Source organism: Nonomuraea wenchangensis (assembly GCF_900111685.1).
In the GTDB taxonomy this organism is placed as follows: Bacteria; Actinomycetota; Actinomycetes; order Streptosporangiales; family Streptosporangiaceae; genus Nonomuraea; species Nonomuraea wenchangensis.
Genome location: NZ_FOHX01000013.1, coordinates 53,329 through 69,664, shown reverse-complemented (window position 1 = coordinate 69,664; position 16,336 = coordinate 53,329). Strand labels below are relative to the sequence as shown.

At 71.1% G+C, this 16,336-nt stretch carries 12 protein-coding genes; 4 read left to right on the top strand and 8 right to left on the bottom strand.

The genetic code is table 11. The annotated features are described in order from the left end of the window. Window positions 1-23 precede the first annotated feature (23 nt). The 4 genes from BMW85_RS32405 to BMW85_RS32390 form a co-directional block, all read right to left on the bottom strand. Window positions 24-1,883 (bottom strand): glycoside hydrolase family 15 protein, encoded by a 1,860-nt coding sequence (locus tag BMW85_RS32405; RefSeq protein ID WP_218156022.1) that lies wholly within the window; start codon window positions 1,881-1,883, stop codon window positions 24-26. Between the two features lie 132 nt (window positions 1,884-2,015). After that, window positions 2,016-2,846 carry a MerR family transcriptional regulator gene (locus BMW85_RS32400; RefSeq protein WP_091089136.1) on the bottom strand — a complete coding sequence of 277 codons (831 nt, stop codon included), beginning with the start codon at window positions 2,844-2,846 and terminating at the stop codon, window positions 2,016-2,018. Further along, a complete protein-coding gene (locus tag BMW85_RS32395) occupies window positions 2,840-3,718 on the bottom strand; it encodes an alpha/beta fold hydrolase (RefSeq protein WP_091089133.1) in 879 nt (292 codons plus the stop codon). The genes BMW85_RS32400 and BMW85_RS32395 overlap by 7 nt, the downstream gene beginning before the upstream one ends. A gap of 121 nt (window positions 3,719-3,839) precedes the next feature. Next, window positions 3,840-4,559, bottom strand: a complete 720-nt coding sequence (locus BMW85_RS32390; protein ID WP_218156021.1) for a fasciclin domain-containing protein — start codon at window positions 4,557-4,559, stop codon at window positions 3,840-3,842. 254 nt (window positions 4,560-4,813) lie between these two features. Between BMW85_RS32390 and BMW85_RS32385 the strand changes: the two genes are divergently transcribed. Beyond that, the gene (locus tag BMW85_RS32385; RefSeq protein WP_091089129.1) at window positions 4,814-5,842 is read left to right on the top strand and encodes a LacI family DNA-binding transcriptional regulator; all 1,029 of its coding nucleotides are present in this window, start codon (window positions 4,814-4,816) and stop codon (window positions 5,840-5,842) included. Window positions 5,843-5,882: 40 nt separating this feature from the next. Here BMW85_RS32385 and BMW85_RS32380 read toward each other — a convergent pair whose 3' ends face one another. Genes BMW85_RS32380 through BMW85_RS32365 form a run of 4 tightly spaced genes read right to left on the bottom strand, consistent with a single transcriptional unit; the run spans window position 5,883 to window position 10,943 of the window. Continuing rightward, complete coding sequence (locus BMW85_RS32380; protein WP_091089529.1) at window positions 5,883-6,779, bottom strand: carbohydrate ABC transporter permease; 897 nt, start codon at window positions 6,777-6,779, stop codon at window positions 5,883-5,885. Window positions 6,780-6,784: 5 nt separating this feature from the next. After that, on the bottom strand, window positions 6,785-7,684 hold the full coding sequence (locus tag BMW85_RS32375; protein WP_218156020.1) for a carbohydrate ABC transporter permease: 900 nt from the start codon (window positions 7,682-7,684) through the stop codon (window positions 6,785-6,787). Window position 7,685: 1 nt separating this feature from the next. Beyond that, window positions 7,686-9,056, bottom strand: a complete 1,371-nt coding sequence (locus BMW85_RS32370; RefSeq protein ID WP_091089126.1) for an extracellular solute-binding protein — start codon at window positions 9,054-9,056, stop codon at window positions 7,686-7,688. A 12-nt stretch (window positions 9,057-9,068) separates the two neighbouring features. Further along, entirely contained in the window at window positions 9,069-10,943 is a 1,875-nt protein-coding gene (locus tag BMW85_RS32365) for a glycoside hydrolase family 127 protein (protein WP_091089123.1), read from the bottom strand. Between the two features lie 348 nt (window positions 10,944-11,291). On the opposite strand from BMW85_RS32365, the gene BMW85_RS32360 reads away from it, so the two are divergent. From BMW85_RS32360 to BMW85_RS32350, 3 genes are all read left to right on the top strand, one after another. Then, window positions 11,292-13,214, top strand: a complete 1,923-nt coding sequence (locus BMW85_RS32360) for an Ig domain-containing protein (protein WP_091089121.1) — start codon at window positions 11,292-11,294, stop codon at window positions 13,212-13,214. Window positions 13,215-13,315: 101 nt separating this feature from the next. Then, window positions 13,316-14,314 (top strand): linear amide C-N hydrolase, encoded by a 999-nt coding sequence (locus BMW85_RS32355; protein ID WP_091089118.1) that lies wholly within the window; start codon window positions 13,316-13,318, stop codon window positions 14,312-14,314. 788 nt (window positions 14,315-15,102) lie between these two features. After that, a complete protein-coding gene (locus BMW85_RS32350; RefSeq protein ID WP_091089116.1) occupies window positions 15,103-16,290 on the top strand; it encodes a thioesterase II family protein in 1,188 nt (395 codons plus the stop codon). Window positions 16,291-16,336: the final 46 nt, after the last annotated feature.

Here is a 16,336-nt window from a genome sequence, read left to right as displayed (position 1 = left end):
GCCCCCTGATCACAAGCGCCTGATCAGCCGAGGGCATGGTCCAGGTTGAAGGCCGCGCTGATGAGCGCCAGATGGGTGAAGGCCTGCGGGAAGTTGCCGAGCTGCTCACCGGTGTGCCCGATCTGCTCGGCGTACAGGCCGAGATGGTTGGCGTAGGTGAGCATCTTCTCGAAGGCCAGGCGGGCCTCGTCCAGACGGCCGGCCCGCGACAGCGCCTCGACGTACCAGAACGAGCAGATCGAGAACGTGCCCTCCGGGCCCTCCAGCCCGTCCGGGCTCTGCTCGGGGTCGTAGCGGTAGACCAGGGAGTCGGAGACCAGCGCGTCGCCGAGCGCGTCCAGCGTGGACAGCCACTTGGGGTCGGTCGGCGAGACGAACTTCGCCAGCGGCATCATCAGCACGGCGGCGTCGAGCACCTCGTCGCCGGCGTGCTGGACGAACCCCTGCAGCCGCTCCGACCAGCCGTGCTCCATGATGTCGCGGTAGATCGCGTCGCGGCTCTCGCGCCAGCGCGGCATGTCCGCGGGCAGGCCCCGCTGGATCGCCATGCGCATGGCGCGCTCGATCGCGACCCAGCACATCAGGCGGGAGTAGGTGAAGTGCTTGCGCCCGCCGCGCGTCTCCCAGACGCCCTCGTCCGGCTGGTCCCAGTGGGCGCAGACCCAGTCGACCACCGTGCACAGCTCGTCCCAGCGCCGGCTGGAGATGGGCGTGCCCCACTTGTTGTACAGGTAGACCGAGTCGATGAGGGCGCCGTAGATGTCGAGCTGGAGCTGGCCGACCGCGTCGTTGCCGATCCGGACAGGACGCGAGCCGCGGTAGCCCTCCAGGTGCGACAGCTCCTCCTCGGGCAGCTCGCGGCGGCCGTCGATGCCGTACATGATCTGCAACGGCCCGGCCGGGCAGGAGCCGTCCATCCGGACGTGCTCGTCCAGGAAGCCCATGAACGCCTCGGCCTCCTCGGTGAAGCCGAGCCGGAGCAGGGCGTAGACGCAGAACGCGGCGTCGCGCACCCACACGTACCGGTAGTCCCAGTTGCGCCGGCCGCCGATCCGCTCGGGCAGGCTCGTCGTCGGCGCGGCCACGATGCCGCCGGTCGGCGCGTACGTGAGCAGCTTGAGCGTGAGCGCCGAACGGTGCACGATCTCCCGCCAGCGGCCCCGGTAGCGGGAGGCCGACAGCCACTTGCGCCAGAACCCGACCGTGGCCGTGAACAGGTCCTCGGCCTGCTCCAGCGCGCAGCCGCGGGGCTCGACGCCGGGAGCGACCCGGTCGAGCGCGAACACGGCCTGCTCCCCCTCCCGCAGCACGAACCTGGCGGTGGCGTCGCGGCCGTCGTGCTCGACGGGCACGCTGGAGACCAGCGTCAGGCTGAGCTCCGGGGAGGTGAAGACGGTCAGGCCGGCGTCCTGGGTGACGGTGTGCGGCACGCGGCCGTAGTCGAAGCGGGGCGCGACCAGGGCGCGGAAGGGCAGCCGGCCGCGTACGACGGTGACGCGCCGGATCAGCCGGTGCCGGTCGACCTCGGTGTTGTCACGTTCCACGGGCATGAAGTCCTGGATCTCGCCCACGCCGTCGTCGGCGAAGAACCGGGTGATCAGGACGTTGGTGTCCGGGAAGTAGAACTGCTTGGTCGTGTACGGCACGTCGGCGGCCAGCTCGAACGAGCCGCCCCGGTCGGCGTCCAGGATCGAGCCGAACACCGACGGGGCGTCGAAACGAGGGCAGCAGTACCAGTCGATGGTGCCGTTGGTGCCGACGAGCGCGACCGTGCGCAGATCGCCGATCAGCCCGTGCTCGCCGATCGGCAGATAGCGGGGGTCGCCCCGGCGCCCGCAGGGACCGCTCGGGCCGTCTGCCGGTGCGGCGCTGTCTGCCTGCATGTTTCCAACATAAACAGCGACGCGGCCCAGGTCCCGCGGACCCCCCGGTGACGATCCTTCGTCAGGCGCCGGCGAGACGCCAGAGCGAGACGACCTCCCCGGCCGAGGTCCTGTCCACCACCCGCAGGCCCGTCACGACCAGCCCTTTCGGAGAGATGAGGTGGGGAAGGGCTCGCACACCCCTCTCTGCGTGGGCGGGGGGACGCGTTCGAGTTTCGTCCAGCCGGTCCAGCCGCGTTCCCGCAGCAGCTCGATCAGCCGGCGGGCCGCGGGCAGCGTGTCGAGCGCCCGCGCGTCCATCAGCGTGATCAGCGGCGGCTCCAGGTCGACGTCGCCGAGGTAGTCCTCGCCCTTCTCCTCCGCGAGCCGGGTGAGCCAGGCGGCCAGCTCGTCGGCCCGCTCGGCCGTCCGGGGGTCGTCCGGGGCGTGGTCCAGGGCCCGGCCCAGGGTGAGGTAGAAGCCGGCGAGCCGCGGGTCGGCGAGCTGCTCGCGCTTGCGGGCGATCCACTCGGCGACCCGTTCGGGGGCGTGCGCGGCCAGCAGGACCCAGCCGTCGCGTTCGGCCCGTACGAGCCGTTCGCCGACGCCCAGCTCCCGCAGCCGGGCCAGGTATCCCGCCACCTCGGGCGGCAGGGCCAGGCCGTCACCGGCGGTGAGCCCGGCCAGGTGCTCGCGGCGTCGCTGCCGCTGCCGGATCTCGGCCTCCAGCCGCCGGTCGATGTCCGCGACCGCCGCGGCGAACTCCTCCTCGCCGGCCCGCAGCAGCTCCCGCGTGCGCGCCAGCGGCACCCCGGCCCTGGTGAGGGTGCGGATCCTGATCAGCTCGACCACGGCGCCCGCGTCGTACCTGCGGTAGCCGAGGTGGTCCCGCTCCGGCTCCGGCAGCAGCCCCTTGGCGTGGTAGTGCCGCACCGTGCGCACGGACACCCCCGCGTACGACGCCAGCTCCCCGATGGTCAGCACCGTTCCAGCCTCCCACGGATGATCCGGGCGATCTCCGGCGCGTGCGTGTGGACCAGCCCGTGATCGGCGTCCAGCCAGGACACGGCGACCTGCGGCCGCTCGCGGGTCAGCCGCTCGACGCCGGAGCGCCAGTTCCGGTTGAGCCGCGGCAGGGGCTCCTCGTCGCCGTGGCCGGCCATCGCGGTGGACATGATCATGCTGATCGGGCATTCGATCCTCCGGTAGCGGCCGAGAACGGCGGAGCGGACCGCGTCGATCTCGGCGTTCAGTGCCTCGATCTCGGGGGCGGTGAGCAGCACCTGGCGCGGGGTGCCGCGCAGTGCCTCCTGCCGCGCGGCCTGGTCCTCCCACATCACGCGCAGCTGCGGCAGGAGGTCGTCGGTGAGGAACGGCTCCGGCACGGGGTTCGCCCCGTCGATGAGCACGAGCCCGGCGACAGGGTGGTGGGCCGCACTGTCGGCCGCACTGTCGGCCGCGCTGTCGGCCGCGCTGTCGGCCGCGCTGTCGGCGGCGTGGTGGACGGCGAGGTCGGCGCCCATCGAGTAGCCCACGAGCACGGGCGCCACGCCCGGCTCGCGGCGCGCCAGGTCCGCCAGCACGGCGGCGAGGTCGGCGCGGAACGCCGCGAAGGAGTACCGGGAGGCGGCCGAGGCGAGGCCGTGGCCCCGCAGGTCGAAGGTGACCACGTCGTGGTCGCGCCGCAGCAGCCGGGCCAGCTCGCTCAGGTCCGCCTGGGTGGAGCTCAGCCCGGGGCACAGGACCAGCAGCCGGCCCGTGCCGCCGCGCGTCACCGGGATGGTGACGCCGTCGTGGTGGATCGTGTGCTGCCGGAGCGTGGTGCCGTCGCCGGGCGAGGTGGTCGTCGTCGTCATGCGCCCATGGTGGGAGGTTGACCTTGCGTCAGGGCCAAATCCGCCCCCACGTGAAGAAGGCACGGCCACCACTGAACGCGGTGGCCGTGCTCTCTCCGTCCGTCACAGGCGGGCGGGTGCCTCACTTGGGCATGAGGACCTTGTCGATGATGTAGAGCGTGGCGTTGCTGGTCGGGATGCCACCACAGACGATCTTGGCGTCGTTGATGGTCATGTTCTCGCCGGTGCCCTTCACGGACAGCTCGCCGCCCTGGAGCGTCTTGAGCATGTCGCCGTCCTTCAGGTCGGCCGGGTTCACCTTCCCCTCGACCACGTGGTACGAAAGGATCTTGGTCGCGGCGGCCTTGTCGGACATCGCGTCCTGCACGTCCGTCGGGGCAGAGCCGAAGGCCGCGTCGTTGGGCGCGAAGATCGTGATGTCCTTGGCGGAGTTCAGCTTCTCCTCCAGCCCGACCTGCTTGACCGCCTGCGAGAGCTTCGACAGGTCCGGGATCTTCGTCAGGGCGGTGCCGGCCGGCTGATCGGCGACACCGGAGATGGTGTCCTTGAGCGACGCGCAGCCCGGTCCCATCGGGCTGGCGGTCATGCCCGGCGTCATCTCCCCCGTCGGTGTCGCTTCCGGACCGCCGGGTGCGCCGGGAGCGCCGGTCTCTCCGGGAGCGCCGGTCTCTCCGGGTGTGGTCTCTTCCGGGACGCCTTCGTCCGGCGCGTTCTCCTCCGGCATGTTGGTCATCTCCGGCGCCGGTGAGCCTTCCGGCTCAGGGGCGTAGGCGGAGGCCGCGCTGGTCCCGGCGGTGGCCGCGGTCAGCGCGAGCGCCGCCGCGAGAAGCACTCGTTTCACAGTGTCCCCCGAATCTCTCGCGCCTCCGGGGTTGGCCCGCGGCGCGATCGAAGCAGATCTCACGTACGTTCCGAGCGCTTCCAGTCTCTCTGGCAGAAGGAGAAGAAGAAGTACTATCCCCACCAAAGCGGGACAAAAGGTGAAACCCGCCGCCTTTACATTGTAGATCACAGCGAAGTGGGAATACCTTTGCGCACGGTCGGAGTAGAGTGTCATACAGCACACCCACCTCCTCGTACGCAAAGGACCCAGGATTGGCCAGCCCTCCAGAGCAGGTGGCGCGCCCGGCGACCATCAGGGACGTCGCCGCCGCGGCCGCCGTGTCGATCGGCACCGCCTCCAAGGCGCTGAACGGCCGGGGCAGGATGCGGGACGAGACCCGCGACCGCGTGCTCGCCGCCGCCGAACGGCTCGGCTTCCGGCCCAACCCGCTCGCGCAGGGGTTGCTGGCCGGCCGCACGTACACGGTCGGCCTGGTCACCGGCGACAGCTACGGCCGCTTCAGCATCCCCGTGATGCTCGGCGCGGAGGACGCGCTCGGCGCCGGGAAGATCTCCGTCTTCCTCTGCGACACCCGCGACGACCCGATCAGGGAGCGGCACTACCTGGAGCGGCTGCTGGCCCGGCGGGTCGAGGGGATCATCGTGACCGGCCGCCGCACCGAGCCGCGCCCGAGCATCGGCCACGACCTGCCGGTCCCGGTGGTGTACGCGATGACGCAGTCCACCGACGAGTCCGACTACTCGATCATCCCCGACGACCGGGGCGGCGGCGTCCTGGCCACCCGCCACCTGCTGGCGACCGGCCGCGCCCGCGTCGGGCACATCACCGGCCCCGAGGGGTTCCAGGCGGCCCGCGAGCGCGCCGCCGGCCTGACGGCGACGCTGGCGGAGGCGGGCCTGGCCCCCGCCGGGGAGATCCTGTTCGGGGAGTGGAGCGAGGAGTGGGGGCGGCAGGCCGCCGACATCCTCCTGCACGCCGCCCCCGACGTGGACGCGGTCTTCTGCGGCAGCGACCAGATCGCCCGCGGGGTGGCCGAGACGCTGCGCGAGCGGGGGCGGCGGGTGCCGGACGACGTGGCGCTGGTCGGCTTCGACAACTGGGAGCCGATGGCGCTCGGCTGCCGGCCGCCGCTCACCACCGTTGACATGAACCTCGGGGAGATCGGCCGGCTGGCCGCCCGCCACCTGCTCGACGCGATCGCCGGGGAGCCGGTCCCGTCCGGCGTCCACGTCGTCCCGGCCGCGCTCGTGCCGCGCGCCTCGACCCGGCGCAGCATCTGACCGGGGCCCCCTGGGAAACGGGTTTCCCAGGGGGCCCCTCTCAGTTCTTGATACCGGTGAGGGTGACGCCCTCGATGAAGTAGCGCTGCAGGAAGAAGAAGAGCGCGATGATCGGGGCGATGACGGCGGCCGAGGCGGCCATCAGGTAGCCCCACTGCGTGATGTAGATGCTCTGGAACGAGGCCAGCCCCAGCGAGAGCGTGTACTTCTCCTCGTCGTTGAGATAGAGCAGCGGGCCGAGGAAGTCGTTCCAGGTGCCGATGAAGGTGAAGATGGTGACGACGACGATCGCGGGCTTCGACAGCGGCATGACGACCGTCCAGAACACCCGCCAGGGCGAGGCGCCGTCCATGTAGGCGGCCTCGTCCAGCTCGAACGGGATCGTCAGGAAGAACTGCCGCAGCAGGAACACGTTGAACACCCCGCCGCCCGCCCCGGCGAACCAGCTCGGCACGGTGAGCGGGATGAAACTGTCGAGCGCCCCGAGCTCCTGCCACATCACGAACGTCGGGATGAGCGTGACCGCGTACGGCAGCATCACGGCGCTCAGCAGCAGCGCGAAGACCACGTTCCGGCCGCGCCAGCGCAGCCGGGAGAAGCTGAACGCGGCCACCGAGCAGGTGATCACCGTCCCCAGCACGCTGATCACCGCGACGATCACGGTGTTGACGAAGTACAGCCCGAAGGGCTGCGCGGTCAGCGCCTCGCCGAAGTTCGACCACCGGAACGGCCGCGGGATCCACTCCGGCGGCGCGGTGAACATCTGCGCGTCCTCCATGAGCGCGCTGCGCACCAGCCAGACGAACGGCAGCAACGTCGGCACCGCCCCGGCGACCAGCGCGAGGTAGAGCAGCGCCTTGCCGTACGGGCGCCGCCGGCGCAGCCCGCCCGTGGGGGCTACCCGGCCGGTGCGCGGCTCGCGGGGCGGCGCGGCCACGGCGGTCACCTCGCGCCCGCCATCTCGTAGTGGACCCAGCGGCGGGCGTTCCTGAACAGCAGGAACGTGATCACCACGATGATCATGAACAGCACCCACGCGAGCGCGCTGGCGTAGCCCATCTCGCTCTCCCTGAACGCCTTGCGGAACAGGTAGTAGACGTAGAAGAGGGTGGCGTTGTTCGGGCCGCCCTCGGTCATCACGTACGCCTGGTTGAACACCTGGAAGGTGCCGACCACGCCGACGACCAGGTTGTAGAAGATGGTCGGCGTCATCATCGGCAGCGTCACGTGCCAGAAGCGCCGCCAGGCGCCGCCGCCGTCGATGGAGACCGCCTCGTACAGGTGGCGCGGCACTCCCTGGAGCCCGGCCAGGAAGATCACCATCGTGTTGCCGAAGCCCCAGGTGCTCATGACGATCAGCGACGGGATCGCCGTCGCCTCGTCGTAGATCCACTGCCCGGACGGCAGCCCGGCCTGGCGCAGCAGCGAGTTGAGCAGCCCGAAGTCGGGATTGAAGATCCAGATCCAGAGCACCACGTTGGCGATCGAGGGCACCAGCGTCGGCAGGTAGAAGATCGTCCGCCACAGCGACAGGCCGCGTACGCGCTGGTTGAGCAGCATCGCCACCGCGAACGACACGATGAGCACCAGCGGCACCGCGCCGAGCGTGTAGTACGTGGTCGCGCCCAGCGACGTCCAGAACAGCTCGTCGCTCGCCATCGCCGTGTAGTTGTCCAGCCCGACGAACGACGGGCTGCCGCCCACCTGCCAATCAGTGAGGCTGAAGGCCAGCGAGGCCACCATCGGCCCCGCCGTGAAGATCAGGAACCCGAGGACGGCGGGCAGCGCCATGAGCCAGCCCCAGCGCCGCTCCAGGCGGCGCTGACCCGACAGGCCGGCCACGTCAGACCTCCTGGGTGTGCTGCCAGCCCTGCAGCATGCCGGTGATCTTCGGGGTGACGGCCTTCAGGATCTCGGCCGCGGGCCGCTTGCCCGACTCGATCTCCTGCAGCGCGGGGGTGAGGACGTCGCTGGAGATGGCCGACAGGTTCTTGACGCGGTTGCGCAGGTCGGGCACGCCGTGCTCGCGGGCGTAGTCGACCACGGCGGTGCGGAACTCGGGCGGGTGGCCGTCGTTCTTCGTCCAGGAGTCGATGGCGGCCTGGTCCTCGTAGTACTTGCGCTCCTGCGGCATCCACAACCCCTGCCGGTACAGGTCCACGTAACGCGGGTCGATGTGGAAGGCGAACAGCTCGACCGCCTCCTCGACGTGCTTGCCGCCGGCGAACACCGACGAGGCGCCGGCCACCTGGGAAGTGGTGAACGGCTCGCTGTACTTCGGCAGCACGCCGATGCCGTAGTCGACCTTGCTCTCGTTCATGTCGAGCAGCGCCCAGTGGCCGTCCACGACCATCGCCACCCGCTTGGTCTTGAGCAGGATGTTCGTGCCGGGCACGTCGTCGCCGGTCGCGGCGAGCTGGCCGGGGCCCGGCGCGACGCGGTGCTTGTGGATGAGGTCCTGCAGGTTCTGGAACACCTGGATCGCCTCGGGCGTGTCCAGCAGGCAGCGCTTGCCGGCCTCGTCGGCGAAGTCGGCGCCGTTGCTGCGCAGGAAGCCGTACCAGGCGGCGGCGTAGGTGATGCTGACCGAGATGCCGAACTGGCGGACCTGCTTGGGGTCGAAGCCGGACTCGTCGGGGTGCCGGCCGTTCTGGTCGACGGTGAGCTTGTAGGCGTTCTCGACGAGCTGGTCCCAGCTCCAGGCGGAGGCGGCGACGGCGGGCGGCGCGGCGATGCCGGCCTCGGCGATCGCCGCCTTGCTGTACCACAGCAGCTCGATCTCGTTGGCGGTGGCGACGCCGTGCAGCTGGTCGGGGCCGTACCAGAGGTAGGCGTCCGGCAGGTAGCCGGCGAGCTGGGGATACTTCTTCAGGTACGGGAACAGGTTGACGAGCTTGCCCTGCTCGGCCAGGCGGTAGGACATCGACATCGGCACGTACCCGAGGTCGGGCACGTTGCCGCCGGCGATGAGGCTGTTGAGCTTGACGTCGTACTCGTCGGGCGTGAACAGCGGCTTGACCTCGACGCCGGGGTTCTTCTCCGCGAAGGAGCGGAGCATCTTCTCCACGGCCGTCTTCTCGAAGGTCGAGCCCCAGTACATGAACTGCAGCCGCGTGGCCCCCGCGCCGGCCGTCCCGCCCCCCGATCCGCAGGCCGCGGCGGCGGCGCCGAGGGCGGCCAGGCCGCCCATCCTGAACAGGTCTCTTCTCTTCATCGGCGTGCTTCCTTACAGGTGGGGGGTCCAGACCCGCATGACGCCGCCGTCCCGGTTGTCCCACTGGTAGTAGGGAACGGCGGTCGCGGTGACAGGGGTGGGCGCCGACTCGGCGGCGGCGGTGGAGGTGGAGGGGAAGTAGGGCAGGCCGTCGGCCGGGGCGGGCGGCAGCCGGACGGCGTCCGCCTCGATCACCACGGTCGGGCCGAGGCCGGGCACGTCGCGCTCGACGGCGCGCAGCCGCGGCTCGGCGGCGAGCGCCAGGTCCTCGAGGTCGGCCTCCTGGTCGATCTGCTCGAAGCAGTAGACCAGCGGGCCGCGCTCGACGGCCGCGCAGCCGCGCAGCGCGTCGATCCTGCGGTGCGGCACCACCAGCCGGGGCGTCAGGTCCAGGTCGAGGTCGAGCACGTCGCCGGGCTTCCAGTCGCGCCGGACGCGGGCGTAGCCGTCGGCGTCCGGGACGAGCCCGCCCTCGCTCCAGGCGGGGATGCGCAGTTTGAGCGTCCACGGGCCGCCGGGGGTCTCCCTGACGGTGAACCGGACGCGGCCGTCCCACGGGTAGCGGGTCTCGACCTCCAGCGTGACCGCGCCGGCGCGGATCTCGCCGGGCACGTACTGGTGGACCGACAGGCCCTCGTCGTCGGTGGTGGCGACGTAGTGGCCGAGCGAGGCGACCAGGCGCATGATGTTCGGCGGGCAGCAGGCGCAGGCGAACCACTCCCTGCGCCGCCCCAGGTAGCGGTCCTCGAACAGGTCGGCGCGGCGCTGCAGCGGGTTGACGTAGAAGAAGCGGACGCCGTCGGCCGAGGTGGAGGCGGCGAAGGCGTTGTGGAGGGTGCGCTCGATGAGGTCGGCGTAGCGGCCGTGGCCGGTGGCCAGCAGCAGCCGCCAGTTCCAGTGGACGCTCGCGATGGCGGCGCAGCTCTCGCTGTAGGCGCGGTCGGAGGGCAGCTCGTAGCGCTCGCCGAACGACTCGCCGTCGTGGCGGGCGCCGAGGCCGCCGGTGAGGTAGGTCTTGGTGGCGACCATGTCCTCCCAGCGCCGCACCGAGCATTCGAGCAGCGACTCGTCGCCCGTCTCCAGGTAGAGGTCGACGACGGCGGCCTCCAGGTAGAGCTGGCGCACCGCGTGGCCGGCGGCGGTGCCGGCCTCGCGGACCGGCAGGTGGTCCTGGGAGTAGAGCGGGCCCATGCCGCTGTCGGCGATCAGGCCCTTGCCCCGGTTGTCGACGAGCTTGCGCGCCAGCTCCAGGTACGCGCTCACGCCTGTGTGCCGGTAGAGCTCGACCAGGGCCGTCTCGACCTCGGCGTGCCCGTCGATGCCGTCGTCGCCGCCGGTCAGGAACCGCTCCACCAGCAGGTCGGCGAAGCGGCGGGCGACGGCGAGCAGGTCGTCGCCGCACCCGGCGCGGGAGGCGGCGACCGCCGCCTGGAACAGGTGGCCGGCGCAGTACATCTCGTGGCTGTACTCCAGCTCGGCGAAGATCTTTCCGGGCTTGACCACCTGGTAGTGCGAGTTGAGATAGCCGTCGGGGCGCTGCGCGCGGGCCAGCAGCGCGGCCGAGGCGGCGACGAACTCCGGGTAGCCGGCGTCCGGGGCGCGCAGGTGCTCCCAGGCGACCGCTTCGAGCTGTTTGTACAGGTCGGAGTCCTGGAAACGGTAGCCGCGGAAGTCGCCGTCGCCCTCCCCCGCCGCGAGGCGCAGGTTGGGCAGCGCGCCGGACGCCTCCATCTGCTCCAGGCCGAGCGGGATGCTGGCCGATCGGTTGATCTCCTGCCATCGGGCGAACGGACCGCCGCTGATCGTGACGTCGTGCACGCCCAACGGCCGCAGGACTCCGGCGGTGGGGGCGAGCGGCCCGCGGACGGGGTCGGGGAAGCCGGACATCGAGCTCCTCGTCGAACTGAGAATAGGTTTTCTCGCAGGCAATGTAAGGTGTGATACAGCACTCGTCAATAGAGGTACCGGTGCAGACCGCCGACTTCCGGGGCGGTGAGCAGCGGCGAGAAAACGGTTGCGCTGCACCGTGAGCCGGGTTTGAGCGAAAACCTTTGTGCTGGAGTTGCAGTCGGCTCTTGACAGTGGGGTTGACGGTGGGGTTTGCTGCCGAAAACCTTTCAGTCATTTTCGAGTACGTGGGCGTCCGCACGCGCACCCGGGCGCCATCCGCAGGACCTGTTCCCCCCGCTCGTCCCGCCGCGCTTTTGTTAGCGCTAACACAGAGAGGTGCCGCCGATGAGACGACCGGCCGTGCTGGCCACCCTTCTCACCGTCCTGCTCGCGTCCTTCCTCACCGCCGCGCCGCCCGCCGCGCACGCCGCGCCCACCGCGCAGGTCGTGGACATCTTCGGCCGGGTCGTCAACGACTACGGCGTCAAGCTCGTCGACTGGCAGGGCTACCTGGCCAACCCGTACGTCGAGCTGACCGTCCGGCCGCCCGCCGACGTGCGCTACCCGATCACCGTCGATCTCAAGGCCGAGGGCACCTCCCGGCTGATGATGGACCTGCCGAGCCAGCTCACCGCCACCGGCGCGACCAAGACCCTGACCTTCGCCTCCGCCTCCGAGACGAAGGTGTTCCGGCTGGCCATCCACTCCAAGCGCGGGCCCGGCGCCGACGAGCTGCACACGTTGCGGCTGACGGTCAGGGACGCGGGCGGGGCGACGTACCAGCAGTCGATGCCGATCCGGGTCCAGCAGGACGAGAAGACCGCGCTGGAGCCCTCGCTGCCGCTCACGTTCGACTACCGCTACGACACCATCACCGGCTACTTCTCCGCCCCGGCCTTCCGCACGGCGGCCGAGGAGGCGGTCAAGGACTGGTTCCGCTTCTTCGACATGGCGCCCTTCGACACCGTGGCGGCCGGCGCGGAGACCAACCACCTGCCCGGCAACGACTGGCAGAACACGGTCACGGTCACCAACAACGCCGCCTACAACGGCATGTACGTGTTCTTCCGCGGGATCCAGACCCCGTACTCGACCGGCTACCCCGCCGCCAACGGCCGCTACAGCACCCGGGGCGGCCAGCAGCTCGCCGGCCCGCTGCACCGCTCGACCGCGATGATCTTCGAGTACGACGAGGCGGGCAAGCAGCTGTTCACCTCCCTGGCCGACGAGGACTGGTACAAGACCGACATCGCCGGCTCCGTGCTCGACGTGCACGGCCTGGTCATGCACGAGTACGGCCACGCGGTCGCCTTCCACAGCGACTGGGCCGGCATGCGCGCCTATGTCGCCTCCGGCGGCACCGACCCCGACGTGGTCGCCTACCAGGGGCGCGCGGTCCCGCTGGACTCCAGCTACCACATCCCCGGCGACCAACCCAACTGGGACCGCATCAGCGGGCAGAGCGGCGGCTGGACGCACCTGTTCCCGACCCGCCGGTGGATGCTGACCAAGCTGGCGCTGCTCGTCGCCGAGAACGCCGGCTGGAAGCTCAACCGCGACCTCACCCCGTTCCTGCCGCCGTCGATCACCACCACCTCGCTCCCCCAGGCCGCGGCCGGGGCCGCCTACCAGCAGACCCTCCAGGCCAAGGGCGGCGTGCCGTTCTACGACTGGCAGGTCACCAGCGGGTCGCTGCCGGCCGGGCTGAGCCTCGACCGTTTCACCGGCGCGATCACCGGCACCCCCACGGCGGCCGGGACGTCGACCTTCACCGTCAGGCTGCGCGACTACGACCGGCTCAGCACGCCGGTGACCAGGACGTACACGCTGACGGTCACCGGCACCGCCCCCTCGAACCTGGCCCGCTCGGCCACCCCGTCGGCCTCCTACACCTCGGCGTGGGAGAGCGTGGCGGCGATCAACGACGGCATCGACCCGCCCCGCTCGAACGACACCGTCAACCGCCGCTGGGGCACCTGGCCCCAGACCGGCACGCAATGGGCCGAGCTGACCTGGCCGGCCACGCAGACCCTGCGCTCGGCCGACGTGTACTTCTTCGACGACGGCGGCGGCGTGCGCGTCCCGGCGTCCTGGAAACTCCAGTACTGGACCGGCAGCGCCTACGCCGACGTGCCGGGGACATATCCGGTGGCGGCCGACGCCTACAACCGGGTGTGCTTCGCCGCGGTCAGCACCACGCGGCTGCGGGTGGTGCTGCAGAGCGGCCAGGGGTCGGTCGGGCTGCTGGAGGTGAAGGCGTTCGCCTGACGCGCGCCCCGCGCGCCCCGGACGCCGCCGTGCGTCCGGGGCGCGCGGGTCACACCGTTCGCGCGGGTGACACCTTTTGTGAGGTGCGGCACACTACAGGCATGCGGACCCCTGCCATGGCGGTGTTGTCGGCTCTGGCTCTCGCCGCGTCGGTGGCGTGCGCGCCCACCGCGGCCCCGCCGCCCCCGAAGACCCCGAAGCCCACCCCCACGGCCCCGCAGGGAATCCTCCGGCAGACGGCGGACGAGATCGCCCGTACGTCGGCGAGCATGCGCCTCCTCGACGACCTGCCGCTGTACGAGATGACCTACCACGGCGGCTACGACGCCGAGGCGCCGCTCACCGACGCGGAGCTGGCGCGCAAGGGCGACGGCTGGGCCTGCTCGCTGTTCCACCGCCCCGGCGAGTTCGGCAGGAACTTCGACTGGCAGCCCAACCCGGCGATGGTCGTCCACGCGCGCCCGCCGGGCGGCTACGCCTCGATCTCCCTGGTGGACGTCTCCTACCTGTTCTACCCGCGGATCAAGCCGAAGCTGACCAAGGCCGAGGACCGGCGGCGGCTGGCGCACGCGGTGCTGATCCCGTTCGACGGCATGAACGAGAAAGGGCTCGTCGTCGGCCTGGCCCAGGCCCCGGACGCCGAGCTGCCCGAGCCGGGCGCGGGCCGTACCACGGTGAGCGGGGTGCGGATCATCCGGCTGATGCTGGACAAGGCCGCGACCGTGCCGGAGGCGATCGAGCTGATGCGCCGCTACGACCTCGACTTCACCGGCGGCCCGCAGCTCCACTATCTGATCGCGGACCGCGCGGGCAGGTCGGCGGTGGTCGAGTACGCCGAGGGCCGCATGAACGTCATCGACGACCGCTACCTCACCAACATCACGATGACCGGCGCGGACCGGGCCGCCAGGATGGCCGACCGCCGTTACCGGCTCCTCGCCGAGGGCGGCGGCACGGAGGCGATGAAACTGCTCCGCCGGGTCGCCCAGCCGCACACCCAATGGTCGATCGTTTATGACCTCGAGAATTTGACGGCGAGAATCGTCACGGCGCAGCGGTGGAACCGCGTGCGTGATTTACGTCTTTCCGCGGCCGATTGAGCGCGCGACTTTCGCGTTGACTTCTCCGGCGGACTGCTTCGCCTTTCCTCGGTTAATCCGGAAATGAACTCATTTTCTGGTGAATACTCAACCGCGCACGTCGAGCCGGAAGTTTCGGCGCGTCACGAGCCCGGGTCAGGGTGATCAAGCAATCCGGACGGGCCGATACTTGAAAGTTTCATGGCCGCTTGACAAAGTCGCCGACAAGAGAGTCCGGAGGTGAGTGGACGTGCCGTCCGGCCCTCGGACCCCAGGGCTGGGCGGTTTTTGGCGAATGGCCGCCGGAAAACGGCGGCGGGCGGCGCGGCGCCCCGGCTCTCGTGCGGCTTCTCCCCGGGTGGCCGGCGGGTACAGACCGGGGTTTCGGACGTCCGAATCTTCTTTACGGTCCTCGCCTGAGCTCGCTCATCTATCACCGCGCGACCCGCCGTGCAAGAGGCTCCTTGGGCGAATGACGGCCTGACGCGGGCCCGCGAATCGCTCATTGACGTCACCCGGCCGCGTCGATATAAGGTTCATGTCGTGCAACCGCGTGAGATCACACGCATTGTCCGACATTTCGCACCCCTTACATTTCGGTGTTGTTTCGCGGCATTTGTCGAGGAGCGCCGTAACATGGCGGTTGACGACCTCCGTACTCAGCGACGAAACCCCCAGCCGACCCCCCTCCCCAGGCCGCGTGCGCCGCGGACGGCGACTCCCGGCAAGGGAGGTGCTGGGCGATCAGTGGCCAGCTAGCCGCGGCGACACGGGACCCCCACCCCACCGGTCCGTGCCCCGCCCGTACGATGATCTGCCTGCCCTACGCCGGAGGAGGCGCGAGCGCCTACGCCGGGCTCCTCCGCCGGCTCACCGGCCTCACCGTGCTCCCCCTCCAGCTTCCCGGCAGGGAGAACCGCATCGGCGAGCCGCCCACCTTCACGATCAGCGACCTCGCCGACGAGATCGTGCCCGCCACCAGCGAGCCGTACGTCCTGTACGGCCACAGCATGGGCGCCCGGCTGGCCTTCGAGGTGGCCCGCGAGCTGCGCAGGCGCGGCCTTCGCGAGCCGTCGAGACTGTACGTCGGCGGCGCGCACCCGCCGGACCGCCGGGTGCCGCTGGCCGCCGCCGCCGACCTGCCCGACGACGCCTTCATCGACCAGCTCATCCGCAGGTCGGGGGCGCTGCCCGAGCTCAGGGACCTGCCGGAGCTGCGGGAGCTGATGCTCCCGGTGCTGCGCTCGGACTTCGCCTGGATCAAGAACTACGCCTTCGTCCCCGAGCCGCCCCTCGACACCCCCATCGTGGCCTTCGCCGGGCTCGACGACGGGGAGGCCGGGGTGGCGGAGATGCTCGGCTGGGCCAGGCACACCGGCGCGGGCTTCCGGCTGCGGACGGTCCGCGGCGGCCACCTGTTCGTCAAGGACCGCCCGGCCGAGCTCGCCGAGCTCATCACCGCCGATCTCACGGCGGCGCAGGTTCCCGCCGAGCCGGACGAGGTGCACCTGTGGGTGGGGCCGGCGGCCGGTCGCGACGCGGTGCTGCGCCGGCACGCGGGGCGGGGCGCGGTCGGCACGAGCGACGCCGGCGACCTGGCCGCCGTGGCCGCCGGGCACGGGCCAGGGATCGGGGTGTGCGTGCTGCGCGCGCGGGACCTCGGCGAGCCGGTCGAGCTGAGCGCGGACGAGCGGGAGCAGGTCGAGGAGGCCGCCGAGGAGGACCGGGGGTGGCTGGCGCTGCGCGCCGTCACCGCGAAGCGGGCGCTGACGGCCGCCGACGCCGGAGCCGCCGACCCGGCGGCGATCGGGTTTCCCGACCTCGCCGATCCCGGCCCCTGGCGCGTCCAGCCCGGACAGGAGCCGGACCGGCTGTCCCGGTGGCGGATCACGCACCTGGCGCTGCACACCGCCCGGGGCGAGGCGCTGGCCGCAGTCGCCGTGCCCCGCGACGGGGTGCGGCTGAGCGTCGACCTGCCGCCGGAACGAGCAAGGTGACGGGGAGCGGGCGAGAAGACAGCGGGAAGAATGCGGGGAGACACGA

Excerpts from the sequence above, each read along its gene's own strand:
- BMW85_RS32365 (WP_091089123.1), bottom strand. The coding sequence starts at position 10,943 with ATGTCCGGCTTCCCCGACCCCGTCCGCGGGCCGCTCGCCCCCACCGCC.
- BMW85_RS32395 (WP_091089133.1), bottom strand. The coding sequence starts at position 3,718 with ATGACGACGACGACCACCTCGCCCGGCGACGGCACCACGCTCCGGCAG.
- BMW85_RS32360 (WP_091089121.1), top strand. The coding sequence starts at position 11,292 with ATGAGACGACCGGCCGTGCTGGCCACCCTTCTCACCGTCCTGCTCGCG.
- BMW85_RS32370 (WP_091089126.1), bottom strand. The coding sequence starts at position 9,056 with ATGAAGAGAAGAGACCTGTTCAGGATGGGCGGCCTGGCCGCCCTCGGC.
- BMW85_RS32350 (WP_091089116.1), top strand. The coding sequence starts at position 15,103 with ATGATCTGCCTGCCCTACGCCGGAGGAGGCGCGAGCGCCTACGCCGGG.
- BMW85_RS32405 (WP_218156022.1), bottom strand. The coding sequence starts at position 1,883 with ATGCAGGCAGACAGCGCCGCACCGGCAGACGGCCCGAGCGGTCCCTGC.
- BMW85_RS32355 (WP_091089118.1), top strand. The coding sequence starts at position 13,316 with ATGCGGACCCCTGCCATGGCGGTGTTGTCGGCTCTGGCTCTCGCCGCG.